Raw genomic sequence first — 26,797 nt, forward strand, 5'->3', positions numbered from 1 at the left:
CGATATCCCGCAGAATTCCGCGGCGGCCGCAGCGAGCGCAGCATCTGCGGCCTCTGCGGCCGCTACGGCGGCTCAGTCGAATGGCGCTGCGGCAATCTCTGCAACTGCAGCGGCGGCTTCATTCCGGGCGCTCGATGCGCGTTATCTCGGTGCCAAGGCGTTGCCGCCCGAACTGGACAATGGCGGCGGCGCGCTGCTGGCCGGCGCGACCTACTGGGACACGGTGCTGAACGGCGGCTGCCTACGAGTGTTCCAGGCCGGCGCCTGGGTGACGATTCCGGCCAACGTTGCCTCACAAGTTGCAAGCACGCCGGTGGGCGGGATCGTTGCGGCAAATGTGCAGGCGGCGCTGGCAGAGTTGGATACCAAAAAAGCGGCTCGCGCGACAACGTTGGCTGGCTATGGCATTACTGACGCGCTGCCGAGCGCATACGCTCCGACCTGGGTAAGCATTACTGGTAAGCCACAGTTTGCAGCGGTGGCCACGTCAGGCGGCAAGGGCGATGTTGGCTTGGGTCGCGTCGACAATACCGCCGATCAGGACAAGCCGGTCAGCACCGCGCAAAAAGCTGCGCTTGATTTGAAGGCCGACAAAGTGTCGCTTTCCAAAGTCGACAATACCGCAGATCAGGACAAGCCGATCAGCACCGCGCAAAAAGCTGCGCTTGATTTGAAGGCCGACAAAGTGTCGCTTTCCAAAGTCGACAATACCGCCGATCAGGACAAGCCGGTCAGCATTCTGCAAAAAGCGGCGCTGGATTTGAAGGCGCCCATCGAAAACCCTGTAGTCAAGGCCTCGCTCACGGTAGATTCCGCAAACACGCTCAGGATCATGTTCAAGAGCGGCGACACCATGCTGGGCGGTATCGGATCGGACGCTACTTATTGTTTCCGTGTGGCGGAAAAATCCGGCGTTACGTATGTGCTGCGAGTTACCAACTCAGGCAACGTGGAGGCCAATGGCAGTATTACAGCCAGCGGCTCGGTGAGCGGAACTTCTTTGGTTGCTTCCCAGTCGGGTACCGGCCAGTCGATCATAGGTCTGAAATTAGCTAACGGGTTGACGCGCAACTACATCCTCGACTCGGGAACCTCCGCGGATATTTTCTGGACTAACACGTCCGGTGCCGCTGTAGCTGGCCTGAGTAACTCGGGCAATATGTGGGCGGCGAACATTAGCTCCCCGTCCGATGAGCGCTTGAAATACGATTGGCTCGGTTTGCCTACAAACTGGCTCGACGACCTCGCTGGGGTCAAGTGCGGCACATACATGATGTACGCTATGGGCGATCCTGATGTGCGGCACATCGGTGTGTCTGCACAGGAGATTCGGGAGGTATCCCCTGAATCTGTGTATGAGGACAGCCATGGCCTCCTTACCGTGAATTACGCACACACTGCCTTGACCGCCGCCATCATGCTGGCACGTGAGGTCAAGGAGCTGCGCGCGATGCTTGCCGCATGTGCAACCAAGTCCTAGCGGTAGGCTACTGACTGATGACCCACCTCGCCAAAACAGAGGCGCGCCTTGCTGCACTAGAAGCCGTGTAGCTCATGTCTGTAATTTTCACCTCAAACCCGCCTCGGCGGGTTTTTTCATTTCCACCACCTGAAAGGCACTACATGGCCATCGAAACGACCGCCGCCGGCGGCGCACTGATTAAAATTTTTGGCATCCCGGTCTTAGCCGGCGCTGCCGCAACCTCTCTGGGATTCATGTTCATGTGGCCAAAAACTGCCAAGGAAGCGGGCGTGCGCTTCTTCGTCACTATTCTCTTTTCCGCCCTGATGGGGCCGGCCCTGGTCGTGGTCGTGCGCAACTGGATGCCGGGCTTGTTCGACAGCGCGCGCGCCGTCGCCGTGCTGTACGGCAGCGACCCGGCGCTGGGCTTCTTGTTCATCGCTGCGCCGCTGATGGTGGCGGCCGGCTTGCCCGCCTGGTGGGTGCTGGGTGCCACGGTGCGCTGGTTCGACAAGCGCCGCGACAAGGATATCGGCGAGCTGGCGCGCGATGCGGCCGCCGTCGTCAAGGATGTGCGGGGTGGCCTGTGAACCTGACCAAGAATTTTACCCTGCAGGAACTGACTGCCTCCGACTGGGCCGCGCGTCACGGCGTCGACAACACGCCGCCGGCCGTCGTGCTGGCCGAACTGCAGCGTACGGCCGAGCTGCTGCAGCGCATCCGCAATTACCTGACGGCTTGCGCCGGCATCGACACGCCGCTGACCAATATCAGCGGCTACCGCTCGATTCCTGTGAATCGGGGCATCGGCAGCAGCGATGGCAGCGACCATGTGCGCGGCATGGCAGCCGACTTCAAGGCGCTGCGCATGACGCCGTACCAGGTGTGCCAGGCGCTACTGCCCAAGCTGGACGAGTTCGGCATCGGCCAGATCATCAACGAGCTGACCTGGGTGCATGTCAGCACAAAGATGGTGGCCAAGCCGATCAACCGCATTATCACCATCGACCGCCACGGCACGCGCGCTGGCATCTTGCAGGTGCGGCCGTGAGCGCCCAGGGCAGCAAGCTGTGGCGCAGCCAGCTGGGCGGGCTGATGTTTCATTGCCCCGGTTGCGGCTATGAACACGTCGTCCACGAAGCCGGACAAGGCTGGTCCGGCCCCACCTGGTCGTTCAATGGCAACGGCGATAAACCAACGTTTTCGCCTTCTGTGCTGGTCACGACAGGTCGCGCGGTTGATTCGTCATTTGTGAAAGAAGAGGGGGATCCGCCGGAGGTATGCCATTCATTCGTCATCGATGGTCGGATCCAGTTTCTCGGCGATTGCGACCATGATCTGGCCAGCCAGACTGTTGAAATGCCAGATTGGCGGGCATCTTGAGCGCCGTCAGCGTGCTGGCGGGCGCCGCCGTCAGCGGAATCTGGAAGGCGACGGCCATCGTGCTGGCCGCCGCGCTGCTGCTGGTGGCCAGCTCTACCGGTACCGCCTGGCGGCTGGCCGCTGGCGAGCGCGATACGGCGCGCGCGGCGCTGGCGGTGGAGCAGGGCGCCAGCGCTGCCCTGCGCACATCGATCACTGAGCAGAACGTCGCCATCGATGGCATGGCCAGGGCAACGCTGGTAGCGCAGGAACGCGGTGCGGCGGCGCAGGTGGCCGCTGCTGTCAAGGGCAAGAAGTACGACGCGGCCCTGGCGCAGATCGCTGGCGCGCGCGCCACCACCTGCGACGAGGCCATGCCTGCCGTCAGGCTGCTGCTGGAGGGCGTGCGATGAAAGCACGGAAACTTTCGATAATTCGCAATTTCGCAATCTCGTGTGCCGCACTGTTGGCCGGATGCGCCAGTGCGCCGCCGGCTGTGCAGCGCGTCGAAATTCCCATCTTTACACCATGTGTAAAGTCGGTGCCGCAGCGGCCGGCCTATGAGTTTGACCAGCTGGCGCCAGCGGCAACGGATGGTGAGATCGTCCTGGCGCTGGCCCGGGATTGGCCGCGCGGCCGGAAGTATGAAGTGGAACTGGAGGCGGCAATTGCGGGTTGCGTTTTGCCAGAGGCAAAAGCAGAGCGCTGAGCGTATGCGCAAGCCCGCCTTCTGTGCAAGTGCTGAACCTGCCGCCCCCGCCGGTGCCAGTGGCACCGAAGGATGCGCTGCAGCCGGTACCGCCAGCGGGCTACTTCCTGACTCAGTGGCGCGAGCTATTCAAGCCTTGATCCTGCAGACGGAGGAGGTGGCCGCGACGGGGCGGGATTGTCAAGGCTTCGCCAGAACAATAGGGAGTGGGAGGTAATTTCCCTACAGACTCTGGCTTCGGGCTTTAGTTGTAACTAGTGAGGCGGATATATTTCGCCTCGGCAACTCAATGGAAATATTGCTACAGCTCCCGTTCGATATGATAAGCGTAACGATAGGGGCTCATTGGATTTTTAATGGAACGGAATCCCCAGTCTGCTTTAATATCAATAGTACTGACCATTCCTGCTGAGCCTGCTGCGATGCTGGCGGCAGTAAGTCCATAAGGCTCTCCCACCTTCCAGCCAGCAATTACAGATGGCAAGAATTTGGTTGGAGCAAGATTGAAGGATGCTTTTAGATTTGATAAGTACACCGGAAATCGCCACTCCTTTCCCAAAGAAATTAAATCGGAACAAGCTCTGTCCAATTCGGAAATGGTTTTTTTTAATTCGTGTTCTTTATCATGAGAATTCTCTATGCAAAATACAAAACTCTCCAAGGTGTTCCGCAGAACCCATAATTCATCACGTCGCTTTTCTTTGAATTCTAATATATCAGCAAGTGGCACTTCTCGGGTCGGCAATGGTATTGCTCTGTGTAACTCAATTAATGATCCAGTATTTTCATCAATTTTTTCGCCTAAAAGCGTGAAGGAGTTTTCGCCTTGAGCAAGTGCCCAAACGCCTGGCTCCGTCAGGTTTCTATCTCGGAATGCTTGCATCTGACCTCGCGCAATTCCTTGAGCTCCATCACCGTTAAACGTGTAATCAGGGCGAGATAAAATGCCCGCAGATTCGAGGAATTTTTCTTCGGGTCCGCTTCCAATATATATGTTTCGCGATGAGGGCCAAATCAATTTATCCCAAAACAACAATGAAAATCGAAGTTCTTGTGCATCGATGCTTGTTGATTTAATGTGCAGATTTGTTCCATTTATTTCTAAGGGAGGGCTTATGATGAGTCCGCGATATGGGCGAATTTTCGGTATTGTACCGAAGCTGGCTTCCGTAGTTTTTCTTCTTTTTGCCTCACCCATAATGGTTCCATTGGAAGTATTTTTATGTATGATAATTGTCGATAGATATAACTTCAAAACAATTGTAATCAACGATACTTGCTCGCACCAACTTCTTAGTTTCTTGACCCTAACTCGCCTGGCCGAAAGGTCGCAATTATGTCAGTGAATTTTAGGCGATTACGAAGAAGGCGCTTTTTGAGTAGGTATAGGAGCGCTACTCAGTGGCATGTCGAAGAAATGCGCAAAAATTCTGGTGCGCCAACTCTGCGGACGAATCCTATCATTCGCCCCTTTGGAAATTGCTAATTCGTTTTGACACATTACGGTCAATGCGGATAGTGATGGCGGCTCTTTTGCTTCAAGTGTGCAGATTTTGCTCATCCAAGTGCCAGCATCAACAGGGATAATTTCAAACTCACTCTTCGCAAGAATTTCGGAAATTATTGCTCTAAATCCTTGCGCTAATTCCGCATGACGTTTTGAACGCTCTGAAAAAGAAAAAACTAACGATAGGGCGGAGCTGGCGGTAATGAAGGCCGCCAGGTTTTTGACCATATTTTCGTCTCCAATTTTCCAAAGTGCGGCGGAGCCACCAAATAAAGACGCGGCCTTACCAAGCTTGTCGGCGAGTTCAAAAAAACGCTCTCGTTTTTGGTGGTACAGGGCTGACAATTCGGCTCTATATAATGCAACACACCGCTTTTCGAAGGCGTGATCAAGCTCGGCCTCAGTAAATTCTTGAGCGAGCGGTGGCGTTTGCAAAGTCATTTTCTAGGCCTGGTGGGGTTGTCTGGAGTTGGAACTTTTGGAATGATACTATTTTTATTGCCATTGTCGTAGGTGCCGTGCACGTTGCCTCTGTTCGAATCTTGGGCTGGCCTGCGGTCTTGTGTTGGGATTGGCTTGTTAGATGGCAGTGGATTTTTCTTGTTGTCGGACATGGCTTTTTTCTGTGATGAGGAGGGGCTGGCTGTAAGTGTGCACGTATCTCTTATGGCTACAATTGAGACATTTTCATAGTGTAAACTTTTTTACTTTGCAGAATGTATCAAATTGTCACCAATAATCACACGATTCAGATCAATTGCCAATAAACACTTCAGCCGTTCACCCAGCGCAGCCCAAGCCGCCCGCTTCTCATCCGCATAATCGTGCAGCATGTAATGCCGCCGCACCTTGCTACCCGGTAGAACATGGTTCTGGCAGCGATCGATCAGCTCCAGCGATATGCCCAGCGATTGCATCATCGTCGCGCCCGTGCGGCGCAGGTCGTGTGGCGTCCAGGCGCCATTCTTGCCACCGGCCAGCACCAGGGTGTCGTCGCTGCGCCGATTCTTCAGTGGCGCGCGCGGCGTGCCGTCCTTGTTCTTCTTGAACATTGACTGGCGGTCGCCGACTTGCTTGCTGATCGACTTGCCCTCAATGCTGGCTTCATTGTTCCGGGCTGGGAAGCACCAGGCGCTATGGCCAGTGTGCGCGTGCAGCTGCTGGAACTGGCCCAGCGCGAACGCCGAAAGGTAGACGGTCAGGTCGGCCACGTTGTCCTTGACGTTTTCTTTCGGGATGAACCAGGTGCCGGCGGCCAGGTCCACATGCTCCCAGCGTGCCTTCGCGGTTTCGCCGACTCGGCACATGGTCGACAGCATGATCCAGATGGCGCGCTCGGTCGTCGCTTCCAGCGGCTGCTGCACGATGCGCTTGTTCGGCGCTGCATCGTAGTCCGTGTGCATCTTGGTGATGATGGTGTGCAACTCGCGGATCTCGTCGGCCGACAGGATGCGGTCTCGCATATTGTCGAGGTCATAGTCGGGGCTGACGATCTTATCGATCTCGATCAGCTCCATCGGATCGCCATCGACCAGCAACTTGCGCCAGGGCTGTCGCTTGCGGGCCCAGGCGAACATTTGCGTCAGGCTGTTTCGCTGCATCACGGCCGACCTGTTGACCCCACGCTCGACCATGGCGCGCAGCACGGCGCGCAAATGGTGCTCGGTGACATCCTTGATGGCCACGGTGCCGATTGCCGGCAGCACGTCGGTGGCGAACATGCGCTTGAGCATGGCGTTGCCATCCTTGCGGCGCACGCCGTCAGTTATCCATGCATCGAACATGTCTTGTACCGTAAGGGCCGAGGCCTTGCTGATGGCTTCCGCTGCAGACTGCGCAGCGGCCGCCTCGGCCTTGGCCTGCTCGATGGCGGCGCGCCGTTCTTCCTCTTGAACCTGAATATCGATACCGGCGCGCGCCATTGCACGAACCTTCGCCGCTTCATCGCGCGCATCGGCAAGCGAAATATAGCCATCGCTGCTGGTGGTCCCGAACGGACGCGCCAGCCGAAGCTCGCGCTGCCTGCCTGAAACGACATACTGGATCACCCAAGTCTTCACGCCATTGGTGGCAACGCGCAACTGCAATCCGGTATCCACGGTTTGCTTATAGGGCTTGTCCTTGGGCTTGAGTGCTGCCACCTGATTCGCCGTCATTTTCGCCATATCGATTCCGTGCCTTAACCGTGCCTTAAATAATATTGGTTGCTAGTGTATCTCCTCATACGTATTCGTACATGTGTATTTTGTAAGTCTTTGATTTGTAATGGTTATTTGTTCTATTGATTGATACTGATGTACGTGCTCGTACATCAGTTTTTCACATGGGGTGCATGGGGTCGGAAGTTCGAATCTTCCCGTCCCGACCATTAGAATGAAAGAAAAAGGCCAATCTTCGGATTGGCCTTTTTCATGGGTGTGAGTTTTTACCCCTGCATTTACCCCTACGAAAACATGGGCTTGTTTGCAATCATTTGGTATGGCTTGAAACAGGTTTTTCTACTGAGGATCCTTCCCCAGGCCCGAGCGTGTTCGTTTGCTGGCCGAATTGACCCGGCCGACTTGATGCCCCCTCTACGTCCTCGTGAACGCCGCGACCCTGTCGTTAGCCAGGCAAAGGTGATCTGACGCTGCCCAGACCATTGAATGACGACCAGGCCAACAGCTGGCGTCAGTTCTTTGCGCGGCGGGGGAGCCGCGGTTCAGATGCCAGCACTCTCCATCAGCTGATATTTCTGATGTAATGCCGGCCGATATTGATGAATTTAACCATGCGATGGGAATTGGCCCAGTTGCAAGAACAAACCGAACCAGTCCTCCATGTGCCAGGTGGTGGTGATTAGGCCGGTGGCTACGGTGTGAAATTCGTGCAGACGGAAGCTCACCTTTTTGCCGGTTGGCGCAATGCCGAACAGTTCGCCGAGATGGGTACCGCTGAGCTTGGCACGCACGCCAACCTTGCCCGGCTCTTGAACCATGTCGTGGATAGTGATGTGCACGTCCGGGAACGCGGCAACAACCATGCGAATGATGGGCTTGATGCCGGCTGGACCGGACCCTTGGCCTGGCGCCAGCGGAATATCCTCCCACTCCGGTGCAAGGATCGAATCCACGATATCTGGGTTTTGCTCGTTGAACGCGCGATACAGCGTTTCAACTGCGATGCGTTCGGTGCGTAATTGCGAGGACAAGTCTATATTTGACGTATTCATGAGAGTAATTGGTTTAGTTGCTTGAGGAGGAATCAGTATGGGGTAGCGCCCAAGAGCAATTTGGCCGCTATCTCGGCAACACGCGAGCCGTAAAGACGCGCGGTTTCCAAGTCGCCTGAAGACATTTCTTCCGGTGCCGCATCGGCCGGCGACAGCGCCATTGGCCCGAGGAAGGACCCCATACGATTGATGTCATCTCGCTGAGAGGCCTTTGTGTTGGACGACTTCATTCCCACGCCCACCCAGATACCGCGATGTTGTGCGGCAAGCAGGCTGAAATACTGCAGCGTCGCCAGTTTGTCGCCATTGACGCTGGCGCTATTAGTGAATCCGCCAAAAACTTTGTCCTTCCAAAGATCAGCGAACCATGGTTTGGACGAAGCGTCCGCGAATTTCTTGAATTGCCAGCTAGGTCCGCCCATATAGGTGGGCGATCCCAAAATGATGAAATGTGCTTGATCGATTTCCGCCCATGCCTGGTCGGACAGATTCCCATCTGCATCGATTTGCAACGAGCTTGCTCTCGCGCCTGTCGCAACGGCATCCGCCACCCGCTTAGTGTGGCCATAGCCCGAATGGAAAATAACGACACCTTTTAATTCCGAAGAATGCATGCTCATGATAAAAACCTTAATGTTCAGTAATGTGATTCGCTAGCTTTAGCGGACGTCAGAAAAAAACGGAATACACAACGCTGCGATAAGTGTGCTTTTGCCGTTGCTTTAAGCTGCACTCTGCGCGTCGCTCAGAGATCAACGGCGGCCTCGTTGGCAATGACAATGTCCTTGCACGCCACGCCAGGTTTTTTAAAGCCTGCCCCAGCATTCGCTCGGACTGGCCCTGCGTGTAAACATCAGCGGTATCGAAGAAGTTGACCCCGGCAGCGATGCATTGTTCAACGATGCTATCTGCCGTCAGCTGATCCATCCCCGCGATATCGTGATCCAGGCCTTGTTGTCCCGAAGGCCCGAAGGTCATGATGCCGAGACAGAGCTCGGACACGAACAGTCCAGTGTTTCCCAGTTGCTTGTAGAGCATTGCGACCTCCAACATTCGTGGGAGCAACCCTTTGCTCCAGTAGAGTTAACTATGCCCTGTGCGAATTTTGCTATAAAGTACTCCAATCAAAACCCATTGTTACCCTAAAAAATTACAATGCAAAATCTTGAGGCGCTGGCAATCTTTGTTCGCATTGCAGAAATGGGCAGTTTCACTCGCGCCGCAGAGAGTCTCGGCATCCAGAAAGGACGCGCATCGAACGTGGTGCGTGAACTGGAGGCGCAGATGGGCGCCCGTTTGCTGCACCGCTCAACCCGGACAGTGCAGTTGACTGAGGATGGCCGCAGCTTTTCCGCGCGCGCACGTGCATTGCTTGCCGATGCTGAGGACCTAAGCGCGATGTTCGCCGCGAGCGAGGCCCCGCTCAGCGGCCGTCTCCGCATCGATCTGTCTACTGAATTTGCTCGCTCCACGGTAATGCCGGCGTTGCCCACGTTCATGGAGAGATACCCCGGAATCGAGCTGGAGTTATCCAGCACCGACCGGCGCGTTGATTTGATTCAGGAAGGAATGGATTGTGTCCTTCGCGTTGGTGGCATCGTTGACGAGACCCTCGTTGCGCGGACGCTTGGCACCTTGCGGATGGTGAATGCCGCGAGTCCAGCCTACCTGGCGCGGTACGGCGTTCCGCACACGCTGGAAGACCTGTTGGCGCAGGGACATCGCATGGTGCACTACAGCCCAACACTGGGCAGTCGGACGCTTGGTTGGGAATATCCTGCAGGCCAGACCTATGCTGTGCTTGCACTTCCAGGATCGCTCAGCGTCAACAACGTGCAGACATACCATAGCGCCGGCCTGGCGGGGCTTGGACTGATTCAGGCCGGCCTTTCGAGCCTTAAGCCTTTCCTTCGCAGTGGCGAGCTAGTAGAAGTTCTGCCTGATTTGCGGCCAAAATCCTTGCCAGTATCTATCGTGGTAGCACACCGGCATAACCTGTCACGCCGGGTACGCATCTTCGTCGAATGGCTTGAGAACATCCTGATGCCTGACCTGGACCGGTAGTCACGGCGGACTGTGCTTGCTATCGCGTCTAGTTTCCCTGTTCGCTAGGCTTATTGAATCACACACTTAACTGTGGTTGTGGTCCGACCAACTCTATTTGTTCTACTAACGACCCACACCATTTGCCGTGAATCATAACCTTACGGCTTCGCTCCCGACGCAGCCAAGCGACTGGTGGCGATTCAATTAGGCGGCCCGGGCGAGCGTCTATTTTGGCGTGATGCCGCTAAGGGGCAATGATATAGTGGCGGGAATGTATACACTGAAAGAAACTGCCATGAAAAACGACGCAAGCGCTCGCCCGCAAGCAAGCCAGGCACTTGCCAGACTCAGGAAAGGGGACTTCGTCACCGCACTGCGCAAACTGCTGCAAGAAGAGGGAAAGGCCGGCAAGACCAGCGTGGACGTGCGTGCTGCGACCCTGCACACCGACGTTGGCGTTTATCCGGCACGCGGACACTCGATGCCGACCTGTTGCACCGTGATGTATGAAGAGATGCAGCCGGGTGACGAGATACTGCTGACGCCACCCGGCGGCAAGGGACCTACGCTGCTGGTACGGTATAAATTGCCGCGCTGAAAATCGCTGTCTTGGAGACAGTTTATAACTGAGTGGAAATGTAGCTGCCTGTGCTCGAGCTGCATCACCACCTCGCGTGCGTCCTTGGCCAGGGCGAATAGCCCTTGCTACATCTGGCACTCTTTCTATCCATCAAAAAAGTGTCAACCTATTCCTGGACGTGTCAGTCCGATAACCCCGCCATCGACTTGGTGATCTGCCCCGTCAACCCAACATGCTTCTGCCAGCCCAAGGATGGACTGGTATTGATGTAACAACACCGTCACATTTGAATGCCACTATGCACCTTTTCAGAGTGGTGTGCCTACCTTGCCGATTCGATCCGTCCTCCTGCCATGGCCCTTGCAGCACCGTTGCGGGCGTGTGTACGCTGGTGCGTTGGGCTGTAGCGCGATGGCGCTCTTCTGGGTACTGGGTGGGGTTATCGGATCAGCGGGAAATGCCCTTGGTGCTTCTCCTGATCTGCCGCTCGCGGGCGTTGCACGTGTCAAACCCGTCGCTGATGCAGGTATGCCTTCCGTTGCTTTCAACATCCCGGCGCAGCCGCTGAATGCGGCACTGAACCAGTATGCGGACACCACCGGACAACCGGCCTTGTTTCCCAGCGATCTAGTGCATGCCCGTACCTCCACGGCGGTACACGGCCTTCACTCGGCAGAAGGAGCATTGCGTATCCTGCTGCAAGGTACGGGGCTGATTGCGGACAAGCGGAGTTCTGGCCTGGGCCAGACATTCATTCTGAAAGAGGCCGGTGCGGCATCCGCAGTGCCGGCGTCCGCATCGACTCACAATGGCCTGGCCGAGCTGTTCCGCGAGGATGGCTATGCCGGACTGGTCCAGATGCGTATTTGGCAGGCGCTGTGCTCGGATGCGCGTACCCGGCCGGGTAACTATACTTCCTTGCTGCAGTTTTACCTGGAGCCGGATGGCCGCATCGGCGGTGTCCGTCTTCTCGGCAGCAGCGGCGATGCCCGCCGCGATGCCGCGTTGCTGCACACGCTGCGCGGTGTGCACATCGGCCGCCTGCCGCCAGCGGCGATCGCGCGGCAGCGCTTGTCCATGATGGTTGCACCGAATGCACCGGATGCAGGGCCGCAGTGCGAGCAGCAACCGGGGGCGGGCTAGCCATGTCCGAAGGCACGCAGCTCTTCCTGCTGAACTACCTGGGCAAGCATTACACATCCATCAAGCAGCGCCTGACGCGAAAGCTCGGCAATGCGGAGGATGCCGGCGATGCGCTGCACGACACCTGGCTGCGGCTGAAGGGCAGCGAGGACCACGGGCCGATCCAGAATCCGGGGGCCTACCTGTCCCGCATGGCGATCAACATTGCGGTGGATGTCCAGCGCCGACACAGCCGCCTGCTGTCAGGCGATAATATCGATGCATTGCTGGAGGAAATGGTGGATCCGGCGCCTGGCCCGGCGCGGACCGCCGAGATACGCTCGGACCTCGATGGCTTGTTCCAGCTTCTTGATCGCATGCCCGAGCGCCGTCGGGCCGTCGCGCTGCTCGTACATGCGGAAGGCGTGACGCAAAAAGAGGCCGCACGACGGCTGGGCGTGTCGCTGCGGACGGTCGAGTACGAATTGAAGCGCGTGCATGAACGCCTTGACGCGTATCTGGCGGCGGAGAATAAATAATGCGGGTTTTCCGGGACGCCATTCGTCATCCAGTATGAGAGAGCAAAAAATATATACACGCAACACGCAGCAGCCTGCCGGTTTCCTGCTTTACGGCCGCGCCTGGCCGCTGGATATGACACGATGAAGATGCCGCCGCCCAAGAACAGTCACGCCACTTCGCCCTCCGAGCTGGACGCCCAGGCGTGGAACTGGTTGCGCCTGCTCACTTCGGGAGACGCGCGCGAAGTGGATGCACAGCAGTTCAGGCGCTGGATCAAAGCGAGTCCTTTGCATCAAGCCGCCTACAACGACGTGAAGCGCCGCTGGGATGCGATTGAGGCCCCGGCCCGCGAGTTGCTGCGCGTTAAGCCGGAAGCCGCGACGCTGGGCGCGTGCCGTCCTCGCCTGGTGCCGGGTGGGCGGCGGGCCTTCCTCGGTGCTGCCATCAGTGCGGCGGCGGTCGCTGGCGTGGCCGTGGTGCATCCCCCCCTGGGCTTGTGGCCGGCGCCGGATGAGTGGAATGCGGATGACCGCACCGCCACCGGGGAACAGCGCACGCTGGCGCTGTCCGCCGGTATCGATGTGTTGCTGAACACGCGAACCAGTGTTCGCCGCCAGACCGATGGCGGCCAATTGGTCGGCCTGGACCTGATCACGGGCGAAGCCGCCATCGATTTGACGGGCGGCAGGGCATTTGCGGTGGTGGCCGGCGTTGGCCGCAGCCTGCTCGAATCTGGCCGGCTCGAAGTGCGTCATCTGAATGGCAAGGTCTGTGTCACCTGTATCGAAGGCAGCGTCCGCGTGCAACATCCTGCAGGAACGCGTCAACTCCATGCCCGCCAGCAAATGGTGTATGGCGCCAGTTCGCTGGGCGACATCGCCAGCATCGATCCGAAAACAGTGTCGGCCTGGCGCCAAGGGCTGCTGGTGTTTGACCAGGCCCCTCTGGCCGATGTGCTCGACGAGATCAATCGTTACCGCTCCGGTCGCGTGGTGCTGATGAATGATGCCGCGCGCAACAAGCCGGTCAGCGGGCGCTTTTCCACGGCTTCGCTGGATCTGGCACTGTGGCAGTTGCAGGAATCGTTTCAGTTGCACGCCCGGTCGCTGCCGGCGGGATTGTTGCTCTTGAGCTGAACGGCTTTCCCCATCGTCTTGCACTGCGGGTCCGTGCGATCTTGCACAGGATATGTCGGGGGCTGCGAAAAAAGTTCCAAAATAGTTTGCGGTATTTGCGTGGTGCTGTTCGTCACCCATACATAGGGGCTTGTCGCAGACGCTATTCGGTTGCGATGCGGAAAGCCTCCTTGAATGTGGCTGGCCGGCGCGAGACGGGCAGCCGAACGGCATCGACTCAATGACCAGGCGGAAACTTACATGAACACACGCGGGCGCAGTGGCAAGGAAAATCAAACGATACGTAAACAGGATCGGGTATTCAGGTTGGCACCGTTGGCGCGGGCCATCGCGCTGACACTGGTCGCAGGCGCAGTAACGGTGCCTGCCCATGCGCAGCGCACGTTCAGTCCGGCATGGTTTGCCGACAAGGGCGCGGTCCGGGACACGGCGTCGCAAACGGGCCGGCTGCCCAACGGCCTGCCCGCAGCAAACCTGACGAGCCCGCTCGGACAGCAGCAGAAGGCCAACGAGCAACTGCAGCGCTCCATCAGCAATCTGAACCTGGCCGCGCGCGGCATCGCGGCGCAGCAGTCGGCCCAGGCCGCCGCCCGCCTGGCGGCCGCCAAGGGGGCATCCACCCCCGATGGCATGACCGATGGTGGCCTGAAAATCGATACCAACTCGCTGACTGCGGGCTGGCACAACGCCAATGCCCCGGAGCTTTCCCAGGTCGACGGTCGCACCAACGTCGCCATCCAGCAGACCGGCGACAAGGCCATCCTGAACTGGGAGACCTTCAATGTCGGGCGCAATACCACGGTCGAGTTCAGGCAGCAGAAGGACTGGGCCGTCCTCAACCGCGTCAACGACCCGAACGCACGGCCCTCGCAGATCCAGGGCCAGATCAAGGCCGATGGCACGGTGCTCATCGTTAACCGCAACGGCATCGTCTTCAATGGCAGCAGCCAGGTCAACACGCGCAATCTCATCGCCGCCGCCGCCGAGATCGGCGACGGCCAGTTCAAGACCCACGGCATCTACAGCGCCAACGCCAGCGAACCCAGCTTTACCAATGCCGAGGGCAAGGTAGAGGTCCAGGCCGGTGCGCGGATCGCCACGCTGGCCCCGAAGACTTCCACCGAAGGCGGCGGCTATGTCCTGCTGCTCGGCAAGGAGGTGCACAACGGGGGAGACATTTCCGCGCAGAAAGGCCAGACCGCGCTTGCGGCCGGCGACAGCTTCGTCATCAAGAAGGGCGTCGGCACCGACGGCAACCAGGCGTCGACCACGCGCGGCAACGAGATCACTCCACAGTTCAGCAGCGACAGCCTGTCGGGCAAGGTCAGCAACACCGGCCTGATCCAGGCTCGCGAGGGCGACGTGACGATGGTTGGGCGTGAGGTGCAGCAAAACGGTGTCGTACTTGCCACCACCAGCGTCAACACCCGCGGCACCGTGCACCTCAATGCCATCGGCGCGGACGGCAAGGTCGCCTTCGGCCAGGGTGCCACCACCGCCGTGGTGATCGAGGACGACGGCAAGACCACTGCCTTGGACAGCCAGCGCGACGGCCTGCGGGGACCTGCGATCACGGCTGCCGAAAACATCGTGGCCATCACCGACCGCCGCGACCAGCCGCGCATCGAGATCAGCAGCAGCGGCACGGTCGATTTCCAGGGCGACTCCCTGACCTTGGCCACCGGCGGTCAGATCGACATCCATGCAGCCCAGCGCAGCCTGGTGCGAGAGCGCGCCCGGATCGACGTCTCCGGCGTCGTGGGCGTGAACCTGGCCATGGAATCGAACAACGTCAAGGTCAACGTCCAAGGCAACGAACAGCGCGATGCGCCGATCAACCGGGATGGCAAGACCCTCAACAGCAACGACGTGTGGATCGACCGCCGCAGCCTGGTGTTCGTACCCAAGGGCACGAACGGCTACGCCACCGACCGCTGGTATACCGCGGGCGGCCTGCTCGAAGTCGGCGGGTATCTGGGTACGGCGGGGCACACTGTGGGCGAATGGATGGCCCAGGGCGGCACGCTGAGCTTTGGCGGCAACGATGTGGTCACGCAGGCAGGCTCCAGCATCAACCTGTCGGGCGGCACGCTGAATGTGCAGAGCGGTTTCATCAGTCAGACCTGGCTCAAGGGGACCGATGGGCGGCTGTACGAAGTAAACAAGGCGCCGGGCGACCAGCGCTACACGGGCGTCTACAAAGGCTACGAGTCGGACCACGAGCGCTGGCAGGTCTCGGAGCATTTCCACAACCCGCTGATCGCACCGCAAAGAAAGTTGGAAAACGGCTACACGGTGGGGCGCGATGCCGGCACGTTGGTGATCGGGACGAAGAGTGCGGTGATCGAGGGCGACATCGCGGGCGACACCTTCCAGGGAAGCGGCCAGACGCAGGCGGCGCAGACCGGACTCGACGGGTATGACCAGTCGCAGGTGGCGGTGGCGCGCGGCGGGCAGCTGGTGGTCGGCAGTTATGGTGCCCTCTACGACAAGAACACCGGCCTGATGCACCGCCGGCTCGACAATGCGGGGGTGAAGGACGTGGTGCTGAGCGACACGGCCGAACGCATCGCCGCCGGGCTCGACCTCACGGCGGCGTTGCCCGCCGCGCGCCAGGACACGTTGACCCTCGACACCACGTTGCTGAACGGCTTCTCGCTGGGCGCGGTGCGCATTGCGGCCGCGAACGCGATCACGGTGGACTCGGCGCTGACGCTGGGCAATGGCGGCGACATCGCACTCTACGGCCCGAAGGTCGGGGTGAATGCAAACCTCACGGCGCACGGCGGCAGCATCCGCCTGGGCGACACGTTCGCGCAGGCCAGCACCAACTACCTCGATGACACCACGCAGATCACCACGCCCGAAGGCGTGCGCGCGGGCGTGGCGATGGCCCAGGGCGTGGCACTGGACACGCGTGGCTTGTGGAGCAACCTGCGTATCGATCCGGCCGATACGCACGCGATGGCCTGGCGTAATGGCGGCAGCGTGTCGATCCGCAGCAGCGGCGACGTGCTGCTGGCCCAAGGTAGCGTCATCGACGTGTCCTCAGGTGCGGCCTTGCTGGCCAACGGCACCTCGCAGCGCGGCGGCAAGGGCGGCGACGTCCGGCTGCAGGCGAATGCGCAGACCGGCGGTGGCGGTGGCGTGCTGGCGATCGATGGCGCGCTGCGCGGCTGGGGCACTTCGGGTGGCGGCACGCTGAGCTTGCAGGCCGGACAGGTACTCGTCAACGACGGATCGGTGGCTGCGGCCGATGCCAGCACGCTGGTGCTTGCCGGCAACTTCTTCGACAAGGGCTTCAGCCGCTACGCACTCATCGGTGACCGTGGCGTCACGGTGGCCGACGGCACGCAGGTCGAGGTGACGATGCCGGTGCTGCGCGTAACGCCCGACGCCAGGAATGTCGCGACCACCTTTGACGCGGGCAAAGCGCTGCAAGCGTGGACACCACCGCTCTACGCCGAGGATGCCGCCAAGAGCGTGCTCACGCAGCGCGCGGGCGCTAGCCTGAGCCTGCAGGCGGGTACGGCGCAGACCCTGGCGGCCGACCTGCCGGCGGTGGCTGCGGTCATCGGACAGGGTGCGCAGATCACGGTCGACCCCGGCCAGGCCATCGACGTGCGCAGCGTCGGGCAGCTCACGCTGCAAGGCCGGCTGCAGGCGCACGGCGGCAGCATTTCGCTGAAGAACCTCGACCTCACGCGCATGGAGCAGGAGCATGCCGTGGATGGGGCGCACAGCCGCTCGATCTGGCTCGGCGAGCAGGCGGTGATCGACGTGTCCGCCACGCCCGCGACCGCGCTCGATGCGCAGGGGCGGCGCTACGGCATCGTGCGCGACGGCGGCAGCATCGTGATCGGTGGCGAGATCAAGGAAAGCGACGGTTCGGCCACGGCTGCCAACGGCTTTGTCATTGTGCGCGACGGCGCCGTGCTCGATGCCTCGGGTACCGCCGCCGTGCTCGACATGGGCGATGCCGGCCCGGTCGCGGTCGCGAGCCGCGGCGGGCACATCGCGCTGGCCTCGAACAACGGCCTCTACCTTGACGGCGAACTGCGGGCCCGCTCGGGCGGCGCGGGCGCGGCCGGCGGCACGCTGCAAGTCGCGCTGGAATCACCCGAAGTGCGCATGAGTTCCGGTTCGGCGGAATACACGCTGGCCGAGAACGCGGTGCGCAACTACCGCGACCTGGTGATCGGCGGGCTGCAGGGTCCATCGGACCTGCCGGCCGGACTGGCCCCCGGCGCGGCCGATGCGGCGCTGGTGTATGGCCACGGCCGGCTGGGCGGCGATAGCGTCACACGGGGCGGCTTCGATAACCTCGCGCTGCTCAGCGCGGGCGGCATCAGCCTGGAAGACAACGCCAGCTTGCGGCTCGGCCAGAGCCTGTCGGCCTACGGCGCGCTGATGCTGGCCAACAACGCGCGCAATGACGCGCACATCACGCTGGAAGCGCCCTACGTGCGGCTGGCCGGCATCACGCAGAGCGTAGCGTTGGACGTGACCCGAGGTCGCTTCGGCGTCATCGGCACCGGCGACTGGCTACCCTCCGAGGCGCATCTCGAGGTGCATGCCGGCCTCATCGATGTGCGCTCGGCGGTTCGAATGTCCGGTGTCAACGGCGACATACCGCTATCGTCCGACATCGACGCGCCGGAGAACCCAGGCAGCATCAGGGTCGAGCGGCGCGGCTTTGGCCAGACCACGCTGCAAAGCGACGGCGACTTGCGCTTTCTGTCCGATGTGCCGGCCTTGACCAACGGGGTGCCGACGACCAGCCTGGCCACCCCGGGCGACCTCACGCTGCGGGCTGCGCAAATCTACCCGGCCATCGGTGTCTCGGCCTCGATCCAGGCGGGTGTGCTGCACGACGGAACTTATGCACCGGATCGCGTGCTGCGCATCGAAGGCAAGGGTCAGGCCGCACCGGCGGTGCCCTATACGGCCTTCGGCGGCCTGGCGCTCGGCGCCGCGACCATCGAGCAGGGCGGCGTGCTGCGCGTGCCGCTGGGCAGCCTGCGCATCGGTGACGCAAACACCACGCGGGTCGACTTCCTGCCTGGGAGCCTGACCTCGGTCAGTGGCAACGGCCTGCTGATGCCTTATGGCGGCACGGTCGACGGCCTGAACTACCTCTACGACGGCACGAAGGTCGAGTTGATCGGCGTGGGCGGCGCCGGCTCGTACGGCCAGACGCTGACGGTCGGCATCACGCTGGGCGGTGCGAGCGCCAACGTGCAGCCCGGCGCGGTGCTGGACCTCTCTGGCGGCGGCGAACTCACGGGCTCTGCTTTTATCGGTGGCCGCGGCGGCTCGACCGATGCACGCTACCACCCGCTGGTGCGCACTGCGGCCGATGGCAGTTTCAGCCTGCCCGGTCTCGTGGGCAACCCGGTGTATGCCGTCGTGCCCGGCGTGCAAGCCCCGGTCGCCCCGGTGGGCGGCGAACGTGGCGCGGTCGACCCGCTGATCGGCCAGCAGATCACGCTGGGCGCCGGCGTGCCGGGCTTGCCCGCGGGTACCTACACGCTGATGCCTTCCACCTATGCCCTGTTGCCCGGCGCCTTCCGCGTCGAGCTCAACGGCAGCGCCGGCCAGGGCGCGGCGCAGCCCGGTAGCGCGATGCGCAACGGCTCGTGGTCGGCCGCCGCGCGGCTCGGCATCGCCAATACCGCCATCAGCGATACGCTGTTCCGCCAGGCTATCCTCACACCGGCCGAGGTGCTGCGCAGCTACTCGCAGTACAACGAGACCTCGTTCAACCAGTTCATCGTGAACGACGCCGCGCGCATCGGCGTGCCGCGCGCGATGGCGCCGGCCGACGCGCGCACGCTGCTGCTGGCCCTCATGCCGAACACCGGCGCCGGCGTCGACGCTTTCCACTTCGGGGGCATCGGCCGCTTCGACGCGGCCAAGGGCGGCTACGGCGGCACGGTGGCCGTTTTTGCGGGATCTGGGGGGCCTCAAAGCCAGATTGAGATCGTGGGCGGCGGTGCGAACGCCACGACCGGCTTCGAGGGCGTGACGCTGAATGCTGATGCGCTCAATGCGATGGGTGCCTCGCGGCTCATGCTCGGCGGTCTGCAGTACGTGACCTACGGCCCGGGCGGCCGCATCGTGATGTTCGGCACGGGCACGAACAGCCTCACGTTGCGCCAGGGTGCGGTGCTGTCGGCACCCGAGGTGTTCCTGCTGGCCGATGCCACCAACACCGATAACCCGAGTCATCTCGTGATCGAGCAGGGTGCGGCGATCCGCACGCTGGGCAAGGGCCGCGCGGCCTACGACTCGGCCGACGGCTTCGTCTACGCGGGCTCGGCCGGCAATCTGGTGGCCGTGTCCAACGGCGTGCTCAGCATGCTGCCGGGTCTGCCGAGCGTGGACTTGGTAGGGAACCGCAGCCTGCAGGTGGGCGTGTGCACCATCTCACCCTGCGTGGGCCAAGCCGAGCTGTATTCCGAAGGCACCATCGCGCTGTCCACGCCCGACCGCTTCGTGCTCGACGACACGGTGCGCTACGGCACGCGCAACCTCACGCTGGCGGTGCAGGGCATCAACGTCGGCGACAGCGCCGCGCTGGCCGACGCGGCCGCGCGCAACACGCTACCGTCCGGCCTTGCGCTGAACCAGGGTGTGCTCAACCGCCTGCTGCGCGGCGACACGCAGTACGGCGCTCCTGCGCTCCAAACGCTGGAGCTCAATGCCAGCGGCGGCCTGCGCTTTTTCGGCAGCGCCTCGCTCGACACCATCGACCCGGCCACCGGCAAATCCACGCTCGCGCGCCTGGTGCTGGGCACGCCCGCCATCTATGGCGCGGGCGCGGCCGGCGATGTGGCGACCATCCGCACCGGCCACCTGATCTGGAAGGGATCGACCGTGGCGCCCGGCGCAGCAGTCACGGGCGGCGCCGGCGCCGGCAGCGGCACGCTGGCCATCGAGGCCGGGACCATCGAATTCGGCTATGGCCCAGGCGCGCAAGCCACGGGCACCAGCGACGACGCACGTCTGGCGCTGGGCTTTGCCGACGTGCGACTCACCGCCAGTGAGCGCGTCACGGCCAACCAGAAGGGCAGCCTGTCGGTCTACCAGTCGCAAGGCGCATATGAAGCCGGCAAGGGTTATGCCTACAGCGGCGGCAACCTCAGCATCGACGCGCCGTTGGTGACAGGCGCGGCGGGCTCGGTCAACCGCATCACCGCGGGCGGCGACCTGCGCGTGAGCGCTTCGGTGCCGGCGACCACACCGGTCGCCGATGCCGCACTCGGCGCGGAGCTGCGCCTTGCGGGCCGTGACGTGATCGTCGACAGCACGCTGGCGCTGCCCAGCGGCAAGCTCGTGATCAGCGCCGACAAGGACCTCACGCTGACCGGGCGCGCTCAGCTCGACCTGGCCGGCCGCAAGATCGATTTCAACGACGTGTCCAAGTACAGCTGGGGCGGCGACGTCACGCTCGAAAGCCTGGCCGGCAATGTGCGCCAGGCCGCGGCCTCGGTGATCGACCTGTCGGCGCGGAACAACCGCGCCGGCACGCTCAAGGCGCTGGCGCTTGGCGACCAGGCCGGCGTGATCGACCTGCAGGGCGCGATCCGCGGCGGCAGCACGGGGCGCTATGATGCGGGTGGCACGCTGGTGCCGTATCTGGCTGGGGGCGTGGAAATCCGCGCACAGCATCTCGGTGATGGCGCAGCGCTCGACAGCCAGTTCGCATCCCTCAACCAGCGTCTCAACGAAGGCGGCGTGTCCGGCACGCGCACCTTCCAGCTCAAGCAGGGCGACCTTACCATCGGCGACGGCCTGAAGGCCGGCGAGGTCAATGTGTCGGTCGACAACGGCAGCCTGACGGTCAACGGCACCGTCGACGCCAGCGGCGAGCGCGTGGGTCGCATCTCCCTCGCGGCGAAGAACGCCCTGACGGTGGCGGGCTCGGCCGTGCTCGATGCGCACGGCACGCTGCTGCGCGTGGACAGTTACGGCAAGATCATCGATTCGCCCAACCGCGCGATCGTCGACCTGAGTACGCAGGGCGGCGTGCTGACGCTGGCCGACGGCGCACGCGTCGACCTGCGCCACGGCACAGCCGCGCCCCTGGGCACGCAGCGGGGGCAGAACGACGGCCGCGCACGCGGCACGCTCGAACTCTCGGCGCCGCGCATCGGCGCCAACGGCTTGCCGGGCATCAACGGGGCAGCCGATGCGGCGGTCTACGGCGACATCGCCATCGACGCGCGCGGTGCGCTCGACATCCGCGGCGCTCGCTCCATCTCTGTCAACGCCATGCAACGCTACGACGACGCCCCGCTGGTCAGCTCGCCGGCCGCCAGCGGACGACCCTACCAGGAGATCACCCAGACCTGGCTGAAGGACAAGCACGACCGCAACAACGATTTCATCGATGCCGCACTGGCGCGCGCCAGCCTCATGACCGGCAAGCTTGCCGGCCTGCGCAACCCGGCCTATGCCGACGCCTTCCATCTGCGTCCCGGCATCGAGATCACAAGCAATGCGCTGATCAACCCGGGTGGCGACATCGTCGTGTCGGGCGACCTGGACCTGTCGGGCTACCGCTACGCCAGCGTCAACCCACACACGCAAAAGACCGGCGTCTATGGCTCGGGCGAAGTCGGTACCTTGCGCATCCGCGCGGCGGGCAACCTCGATATCTATGGCAGCATCAACGACGGCTTCGCGCCGCCACCCGCCACGCAGGACGACAAAGGCTGGCTGTTGCTTTCGGGGGGGAATTTCTTCGGCGCCGACACGGTGATCCCGCGTGCCGGCATCGTGCTGGCCGATGGCACGGCGTTCGAAGGCGGCAACACGCTCAATTTTGACTTGCCGATACAGTCGAGTGACTTTGCCGCCGGCACGCTGATCCCCGTGTCCAGCGAATTGACGGCTGAGATGCTGCTGCCCGCCGGGACCGTGCTCGCTGCCAACGTGCGCGATGCCTCGGGCCAGATCATTCACGCGGCCGGCAGCATCGCCGGCGAAACCATGACGCTGCCACAAGGCACGCGCCTGGACGCGGGCACGCGCCTGCCGGGCGCCACCACGCTGGACGCGCTGGTCTGGCCAAAGGGCGTCGCGCTGCCGGCCGTACGCGCGAAGTACCTGATGCAGGGCGACACGGCTTTGCCCGTGGGCGCGCTGCTGCCTTCTTCGACCAACATCAAGCTGCCGGGCGACGCCAAGTCGGTCGAGCTCCGTCCTGGCGGCGCGGGCCGGCTGTGGGGCGTGGCCGCGATGCTGCCGGAAGGCTCGCAGTCGTGGTCGCTGCAACTGGCGGGCGGCGCCGACCTCGGTGCGGCCGACCCGCGCACGCCGCAGCAGAACCCCGCAGCGGGTCTGCTGCGCATGGCCGACACCCACTACGGTCTGTTTGCCAAGGCGCTGCCGTTCAAGGGCGCGTTCGCATGGACATCGCTCGCGGCTACCGATCTGGGCTTGAATGCAGGCGTGGAAATCACCGACGAAGTCGCGCAGCAACTCATGGGCGGCAGATACCAGACCGCTGCGGCGCTGTGCGCGGCGAACGGATCCTATTGCACGCCCGTCTACGCGTTCAATTGGTCGGCGTCCGCAGCCCGGAGATTCAAAGAACCTGCGCTTGCGGATAAGCCCATACTCGATGCCGATGTTGTGCGGTTGACCAAAGGCGGGTTCAAGACGGCCAACGCGCTGTGTGAGGGAGGTTCCAGTTACTGCGTCTCGCTGCCCGTGAACATCTACTACGAATACCTGCCTGGCAGCACCCGCTTCAGCGTGCTGCGCACCGGCGCCGCCGACCTGGACCTGCGCGCGGCCGGCAACCTGGGCATGAACTCGCTCTACGGCATCTATACGGCCGGCGCCTCGTCGCAGGCCACGCAGGCCGGCGACCCGTATAACCTGCCGCGCGTGGTGGGCAGCAGTGGCACGGTGCTGAGCGACAAGAACAAGGGTTACGAGAAGTTCGTCGATGGCGGGGCCGAGAGCCTCGCGCGCGCCTGGTACCCGGCCGGCGGCGGCAACCTTACGCTGCAGGCAGGCGGCAACCTGACCGGCGAGACGGCGCAGGCCATCACCTCGACCGGCGTCGGCCGCCCCAACCCGGCCGATAAGGGCGTGACGACCAACGACACCGCCAACTGGCTGTGGCGCCAGGGCAGCGGTAGCACGCTCGGGGGAGGCAACGATCAGGCTACGGCCTGGTGGATCAACTTTGGCGGCTACGCCACGCGCGGCACGACCGACACGCTGCTGGGTTTCACCGGTTACGGCACGTTGGGCGGAGGCGACCTGCGCGTGGACGTGGGCGGCGACGCGGGCCTTGTGTCCAAGCGGGGGGCGGCCGTTCGCACCGGCACGGTCAACCTGCGCAGCGACGGCCTGGTGTTGGCCGTGGGCGGCACCGGCCGCGTGCTGGCCGATGGCAGCCTGGCGCTCACCGGCGGGGGCGATCTGAGCCTGCGCGTCGGCGGCGCACTCAATCCCCTGGCGCTCGATCCCTTGAACGACAGCCAGACCAACGCCGTGCTCAACGGCGCCGTCGTCAACCTGCGCGGCGACGTGCAGATGCAAGCCGGCGCGATGGGCACCCAGTCGCTGCGCTATGCGCAGTACACCGGCCAGCTGTCCGAACGCGACCCCCGGGCGATAGATCCGTTCTCGGCCGGGCGCGCGGTGGCGCAGGGCGGCATGCTGCTGGTGCCGGGCGATGCGAGCTACCAGCTGAACACGCGCGGCGACCTGGTCGTGACGGACGCCAACGATGCGGGCCGCGCCGTGATACAGAACCGTACCCCCTTCATGGTGGACGCTGCCAAGGGCAGCGGCGACAGCTGGTTCACGCTGTGGACGCCGAACACCGCCATCCGCCTGTTCTCGGCCGGCGGCGACCTGACGCCGCAGATGGCCAACCTTGGCGCGCTCCCGACCGACATGGCGAACGTCTACCCGTCGATCCTGAGCGCGGTCGCGGCCAGCGGCAGCCTCTACTACGGCAGCATGGCCACGGACAGAACGACAGAGGCGACCGGCGCGCTGGTGCTCGCGCCATCGGCCAACAGCCTGCTGGAGTTTCTTGCCAGCGATTCGATTCATGGCGGCGGCTACAGCGTGAGCCCCTCGGGCGCGGCCGAGATTGCCATGGCCACGCCCTTCCATCCGGCTTTCCGGGGCACGCTGGCGAACGGCACAGTTGTGAGCAATCTCGCCCAGGCCGGCAACCTCATTGAAGATGGCAGGCCATTGTTCGCGCTGGGCGCCAACACTGTTTCGGCAGGCGGCGGACATGGCAGCGAACCGGTGCGCTTCTATGCCCTGCACGGCGACCTGGTGGGCGTGGCCACGGGGCGCATCAACGTCTTTGCGTCCAACGACCCGACACGCGCTGGCCAGACTTATTACGAGGCCGGGCAGCCGGTGTGGATGATGGCCGGGCGCGATATCGTCGGCAGCGGCACGCCCATCGGCCAGGCCCTGCGCATTGACGCGGGCTTGGGCGCGCGCTATGACAGCTCGGGCAACCTGTTCGCGCACAGCGCCCCGACCGACGTGTCGGTAGTGTCGGCCGGTCGCGACATCGTCTACAGCAGTTTTAACGTGGCCGGCCCCGGCACGCTGGAGATTACCGCAGGGCGCCACATCCAGATGGAAGACCGAGCGGGCGTGAGCAGCCTTGGCCCGGTGGTGCCGGGCGACAGCCGGCCCGGTGCAAGCATCTCGTTGCTGGCCGGCGTGGGCGCGAACGGCCCCGACTACAAGGGCTTCCTGGCGCGCTACCTCGGCGAAGGCAAGCGCGCCCAGGCAGGCCTGCCGCTGGCGGACCAGCCGGGCAAGGTCGTCAAGACCTACGAGGCCGAGCTGGCCACCTGGCTGGCCGACCCGGTCCACGGCCTGGGCTTCACCGGTACGGCTGGCGAGGCGCAGGTCTTCTTCGACGCGCTGCCGGCGACGCAGCAACGCATCTTTGCGCGCCAGGCGTACTTCGCCGAACTCAAGGCTGGCGGGCGCGAGTACAACGACGCCGACGGCGCGCGCTTCGGCAGCTACCTGCGCGGGCGCAATGCCATCGCGGCGCTGTTCCCCAAGGGGGCTGCGGATGGAACGCCGATCAACTACAGTGGCGACATCACGATGTTCCGCGGCAAGGTCGGCGCCACGCCGCGCAGCGGCTTCGTACGCACGCTGTTTGGTGGCGACATCGAGCTCATGACGCCGGGCGGCCGCCAGGTCTACGGCATCGAGGGCGAGGCGCCGCCATCCGACTCGGGCGTGCTGACCCAGGGCACAGGCGACATCGCGATCTATTCGCTGGGCAGCATCCTGCTGGGCCAGAGCCGCATCATGACCACCTTCGGCGGCGCCATCCTGGGCTGGTCGGCCGCAGGCGACATCAACGCGGGGCGGGGCTCGAAGACCACGGTGGTCTACACGCCGCCCAAGCGTGTGTACGACCAGTGGGGCAACGTCACGCTGTCGTCCAACGTGCCGAGCACGGGCGCCGGCATCGCCACGCTGGCGCCGATTCCGGAAGTGCCGGCCGGCGACATCGACCTGATCGCGCCACTGGGCACGATCGACGCAGGCGAAGCGGGTATCCGCGTGTCGGGCAATGTCAACCTGGCGGCACTGCAAGTGGTGAACGCGGCCAACATCGCCGTCAAGGGTGAGGCTATGGGCATGCCGAGCATTGCAGCGGTGAATGTCGGCGCATTGAGCAATGCCAGTGCGGCGGCGTCGCAGGCAACGGCGGCCGCGCAGGATGTCCTGCAACGCGAGCGCACCACGGCGCGTCAGAACCTGCCGTCGATTTTCACGGTGCGCTTGATCGGCTTTGGCAATGAGCCGATGGAGAAAGAGATTGAAGCACCGCCGCCACCTCGGGCCGGGCTGCAGTCGTCTCACGGCCTTCCCTACGACGCTGCCAGTCCGGTGCAGTTCGTTGGCGTCGGCCGCGACTTTGACGCCAAGCAGCTGGCACGCTTGAGCCCCGAACAGCGGCGTGAGTTGCAGCAGGGCCGCTAGGCCCGTGGCATGCAGCGCTATGACCCACCTGTTACCTGCCCGTGCAGGGAGCAGGATGGGGCGCTCCATGCATTCGCTTTGCATCGGTCGCCGTTTCCCCCTTTGCTGCTGACGTCGCGCTGCCCCGAG

Annotated in this window: 18 protein-coding genes; 12 read left to right on the plus strand and 6 right to left on the minus strand. The window is 62.8% G+C overall.

All coding sequences use genetic code 11. The features are described 5' to 3' along the window. The 6 genes from ACQ4WL_RS00005 to ACQ4WL_RS00030 form a co-directional block, all read left to right on the plus strand. Positions 1–1,480 (plus strand): tail fiber domain-containing protein (locus tag ACQ4WL_RS00005; RefSeq protein WP_436507311.1); only part of this gene is annotated, 1,480 nt, incomplete at its 5' end. Positions 1,481–1,722: 242 nt separating this feature from the next. Beyond that, positions 1,723–2,052: a hypothetical protein gene (locus ACQ4WL_RS00010; protein WP_227742029.1), complete on the plus strand. Its 330-nt coding sequence runs from the start codon at positions 1,723–1,725 to the stop codon at positions 2,050–2,052. Continuing rightward, positions 2,049–2,513, plus strand: coding sequence for a D-Ala-D-Ala carboxypeptidase family metallohydrolase (locus ACQ4WL_RS00015; protein ID WP_070345369.1), 465 nt, complete (start codon positions 2,049–2,051; stop codon positions 2,511–2,513). Before ACQ4WL_RS00010 ends, ACQ4WL_RS00015 begins: the two co-directional genes overlap by 4 nt. Beyond that, positions 2,510–2,845: a ubiquitination-like system serine protease family protein gene (locus ACQ4WL_RS00020; RefSeq protein ID WP_436507313.1), complete on the plus strand. Its 336-nt coding sequence runs from the start codon at positions 2,510–2,512 to the stop codon at positions 2,843–2,845. Before ACQ4WL_RS00015 ends, ACQ4WL_RS00020 begins: the two co-directional genes overlap by 4 nt. Next, positions 2,842–3,237 (plus strand): hypothetical protein, encoded by a 396-nt coding sequence (locus tag ACQ4WL_RS00025; protein WP_436507315.1) that lies wholly within the window; start codon positions 2,842–2,844, stop codon positions 3,235–3,237. Before ACQ4WL_RS00020 ends, ACQ4WL_RS00025 begins: the two co-directional genes overlap by 4 nt. Next, positions 3,234–3,533 (plus strand): hypothetical protein, encoded by a 300-nt coding sequence (locus tag ACQ4WL_RS00030; protein ID WP_436507316.1) that lies wholly within the window; start codon positions 3,234–3,236, stop codon positions 3,531–3,533. Before ACQ4WL_RS00025 ends, ACQ4WL_RS00030 begins: the two co-directional genes overlap by 4 nt. Before the next feature lie 301 nt (positions 3,534–3,834). On the opposite strand, the gene ACQ4WL_RS00035 is transcribed toward ACQ4WL_RS00030, so the two are convergent. From ACQ4WL_RS00035 to ACQ4WL_RS00060, 6 genes are all read right to left on the minus strand, one after another. Then, complete coding sequence (locus tag ACQ4WL_RS00035; RefSeq protein WP_436507318.1) at positions 3,835–4,731, minus strand: DUF6236 family protein; 897 nt, start codon at positions 4,729–4,731, stop codon at positions 3,835–3,837. A gap of 159 nt (positions 4,732–4,890) precedes the next feature. Beyond that, complete coding sequence (locus ACQ4WL_RS00040; protein ID WP_436507319.1) at positions 4,891–5,481, minus strand: hypothetical protein; 591 nt, start codon at positions 5,479–5,481, stop codon at positions 4,891–4,893. A gap of 263 nt (positions 5,482–5,744) precedes the next feature. Continuing rightward, a complete protein-coding gene (locus ACQ4WL_RS00045) occupies positions 5,745–7,205 on the minus strand; it encodes a tyrosine-type recombinase/integrase (protein WP_436507320.1) in 1,461 nt (486 codons plus the stop codon). Positions 7,206–7,804: 599 nt separating this feature from the next. Then, complete coding sequence (locus ACQ4WL_RS00050) at positions 7,805–8,230, minus strand: ester cyclase (protein WP_436507322.1); 426 nt, start codon at positions 8,228–8,230, stop codon at positions 7,805–7,807. A 53-nt stretch (positions 8,231–8,283) separates the two neighbouring features. Next, the gene (locus tag ACQ4WL_RS00055; protein WP_436507323.1) at positions 8,284–8,871 is read right to left on the minus strand and encodes a flavodoxin family protein; all 588 of its coding nucleotides are present in this window, start codon (positions 8,869–8,871) and stop codon (positions 8,284–8,286) included. Positions 8,872–8,920: 49 nt separating this feature from the next. Further along, on the minus strand, positions 8,921–9,289 hold the full coding sequence (locus ACQ4WL_RS00060) for an aldo/keto reductase (protein ID WP_436507324.1): 369 nt from the start codon (positions 9,287–9,289) through the stop codon (positions 8,921–8,923). A 117-nt stretch (positions 9,290–9,406) separates the two neighbouring features. On the opposite strand from ACQ4WL_RS00060, the gene ACQ4WL_RS00065 reads away from it, so the two are divergent. The 6 genes from ACQ4WL_RS00065 (at position 9,407) to ACQ4WL_RS00090 (ending at position 26,668) form a co-directional block, all read left to right on the plus strand. After that, positions 9,407–10,315 carry a LysR family transcriptional regulator gene (locus tag ACQ4WL_RS00065; protein ID WP_436507325.1) on the plus strand — a complete coding sequence of 303 codons (909 nt, stop codon included), beginning with the start codon at positions 9,407–9,409 and terminating at the stop codon, positions 10,313–10,315. Positions 10,316–10,592: 277 nt separating this feature from the next. Continuing rightward, the gene (locus ACQ4WL_RS00070) at positions 10,593–10,895 is read left to right on the plus strand and encodes an HNH endonuclease (protein ID WP_436507326.1); all 303 of its coding nucleotides are present in this window, start codon (positions 10,593–10,595) and stop codon (positions 10,893–10,895) included. Between the two features lie 393 nt (positions 10,896–11,288). Then, positions 11,289–12,020, plus strand: coding sequence for a TonB C-terminal domain-containing protein (locus ACQ4WL_RS00075; RefSeq protein ID WP_436507328.1), 732 nt, complete (start codon positions 11,289–11,291; stop codon positions 12,018–12,020). A gap of 2 nt (positions 12,021–12,022) precedes the next feature. Continuing rightward, positions 12,023–12,538, plus strand: coding sequence for an RNA polymerase sigma factor (locus ACQ4WL_RS00080; protein WP_436507329.1), 516 nt, complete (start codon positions 12,023–12,025; stop codon positions 12,536–12,538). Positions 12,539–12,661: 123 nt separating this feature from the next. After that, positions 12,662–13,657, plus strand: a complete 996-nt coding sequence (locus tag ACQ4WL_RS00085; RefSeq protein ID WP_436507330.1) for a FecR family protein — start codon at positions 12,662–12,664, stop codon at positions 13,655–13,657. A gap of 240 nt (positions 13,658–13,897) precedes the next feature. Then, positions 13,898–26,668 (plus strand): filamentous hemagglutinin family protein, encoded by a 12,771-nt coding sequence (locus ACQ4WL_RS00090; protein WP_436507331.1) that lies wholly within the window; start codon positions 13,898–13,900, stop codon positions 26,666–26,668. Positions 26,669–26,797 lie beyond the last annotated feature (129 nt).

It is taken from the genome of Janthinobacterium kochi, assembly GCF_051380715.1.
Lineage (GTDB): Bacteria > Pseudomonadota > Gammaproteobacteria > Burkholderiales > Burkholderiaceae_D > Janthinobacterium.

Coding starts and splice junctions, on each gene's coding strand:
- ACQ4WL_RS00080 (WP_436507329.1), top strand. CDS start 12,023: ATGTCCGAAGGCACGCAGCTCTTCCTGCTGAACTACCTGGGCAAGCAT.
- ACQ4WL_RS00060 (WP_436507324.1), bottom strand. CDS start 9,289: ATGCTCTACAAGCAACTGGGAAACACTGGACTGTTCGTGTCCGAGCTC.
- ACQ4WL_RS00045 (WP_436507320.1), bottom strand. CDS start 7,205: ATGGCGAAAATGACGGCGAATCAGGTGGCAGCACTCAAGCCCAAGGAC.
- ACQ4WL_RS00070 (WP_436507326.1), top strand. CDS start 10,593: ATGAAAAACGACGCAAGCGCTCGCCCGCAAGCAAGCCAGGCACTTGCC.
- ACQ4WL_RS00035 (WP_436507318.1), bottom strand. CDS start 4,731: ATGGGTGAGGCAAAAAGAAGAAAAACTACGGAAGCCAGCTTCGGTACA.
- ACQ4WL_RS00030 (WP_436507316.1), top strand. CDS start 3,234: ATGAAAGCACGGAAACTTTCGATAATTCGCAATTTCGCAATCTCGTGT.
- ACQ4WL_RS00010 (WP_227742029.1), top strand. CDS start 1,723: ATGTGGCCAAAAACTGCCAAGGAAGCGGGCGTGCGCTTCTTCGTCACT.
- ACQ4WL_RS00075 (WP_436507328.1), top strand. CDS start 11,289: ATGGCGCTCTTCTGGGTACTGGGTGGGGTTATCGGATCAGCGGGAAAT.
- ACQ4WL_RS00085 (WP_436507330.1), top strand. CDS start 12,662: ATGAAGATGCCGCCGCCCAAGAACAGTCACGCCACTTCGCCCTCCGAG.
- ACQ4WL_RS00065 (WP_436507325.1), top strand. CDS start 9,407: ATGCAAAATCTTGAGGCGCTGGCAATCTTTGTTCGCATTGCAGAAATG.
- ACQ4WL_RS00055 (WP_436507323.1), bottom strand. CDS start 8,871: ATGAGCATGCATTCTTCGGAATTAAAAGGTGTCGTTATTTTCCATTCG.
- ACQ4WL_RS00040 (WP_436507319.1), bottom strand. CDS start 5,481: ATGACTTTGCAAACGCCACCGCTCGCTCAAGAATTTACTGAGGCCGAG.
- ACQ4WL_RS00090 (WP_436507331.1), top strand. CDS start 13,898: ATGAACACACGCGGGCGCAGTGGCAAGGAAAATCAAACGATACGTAAA.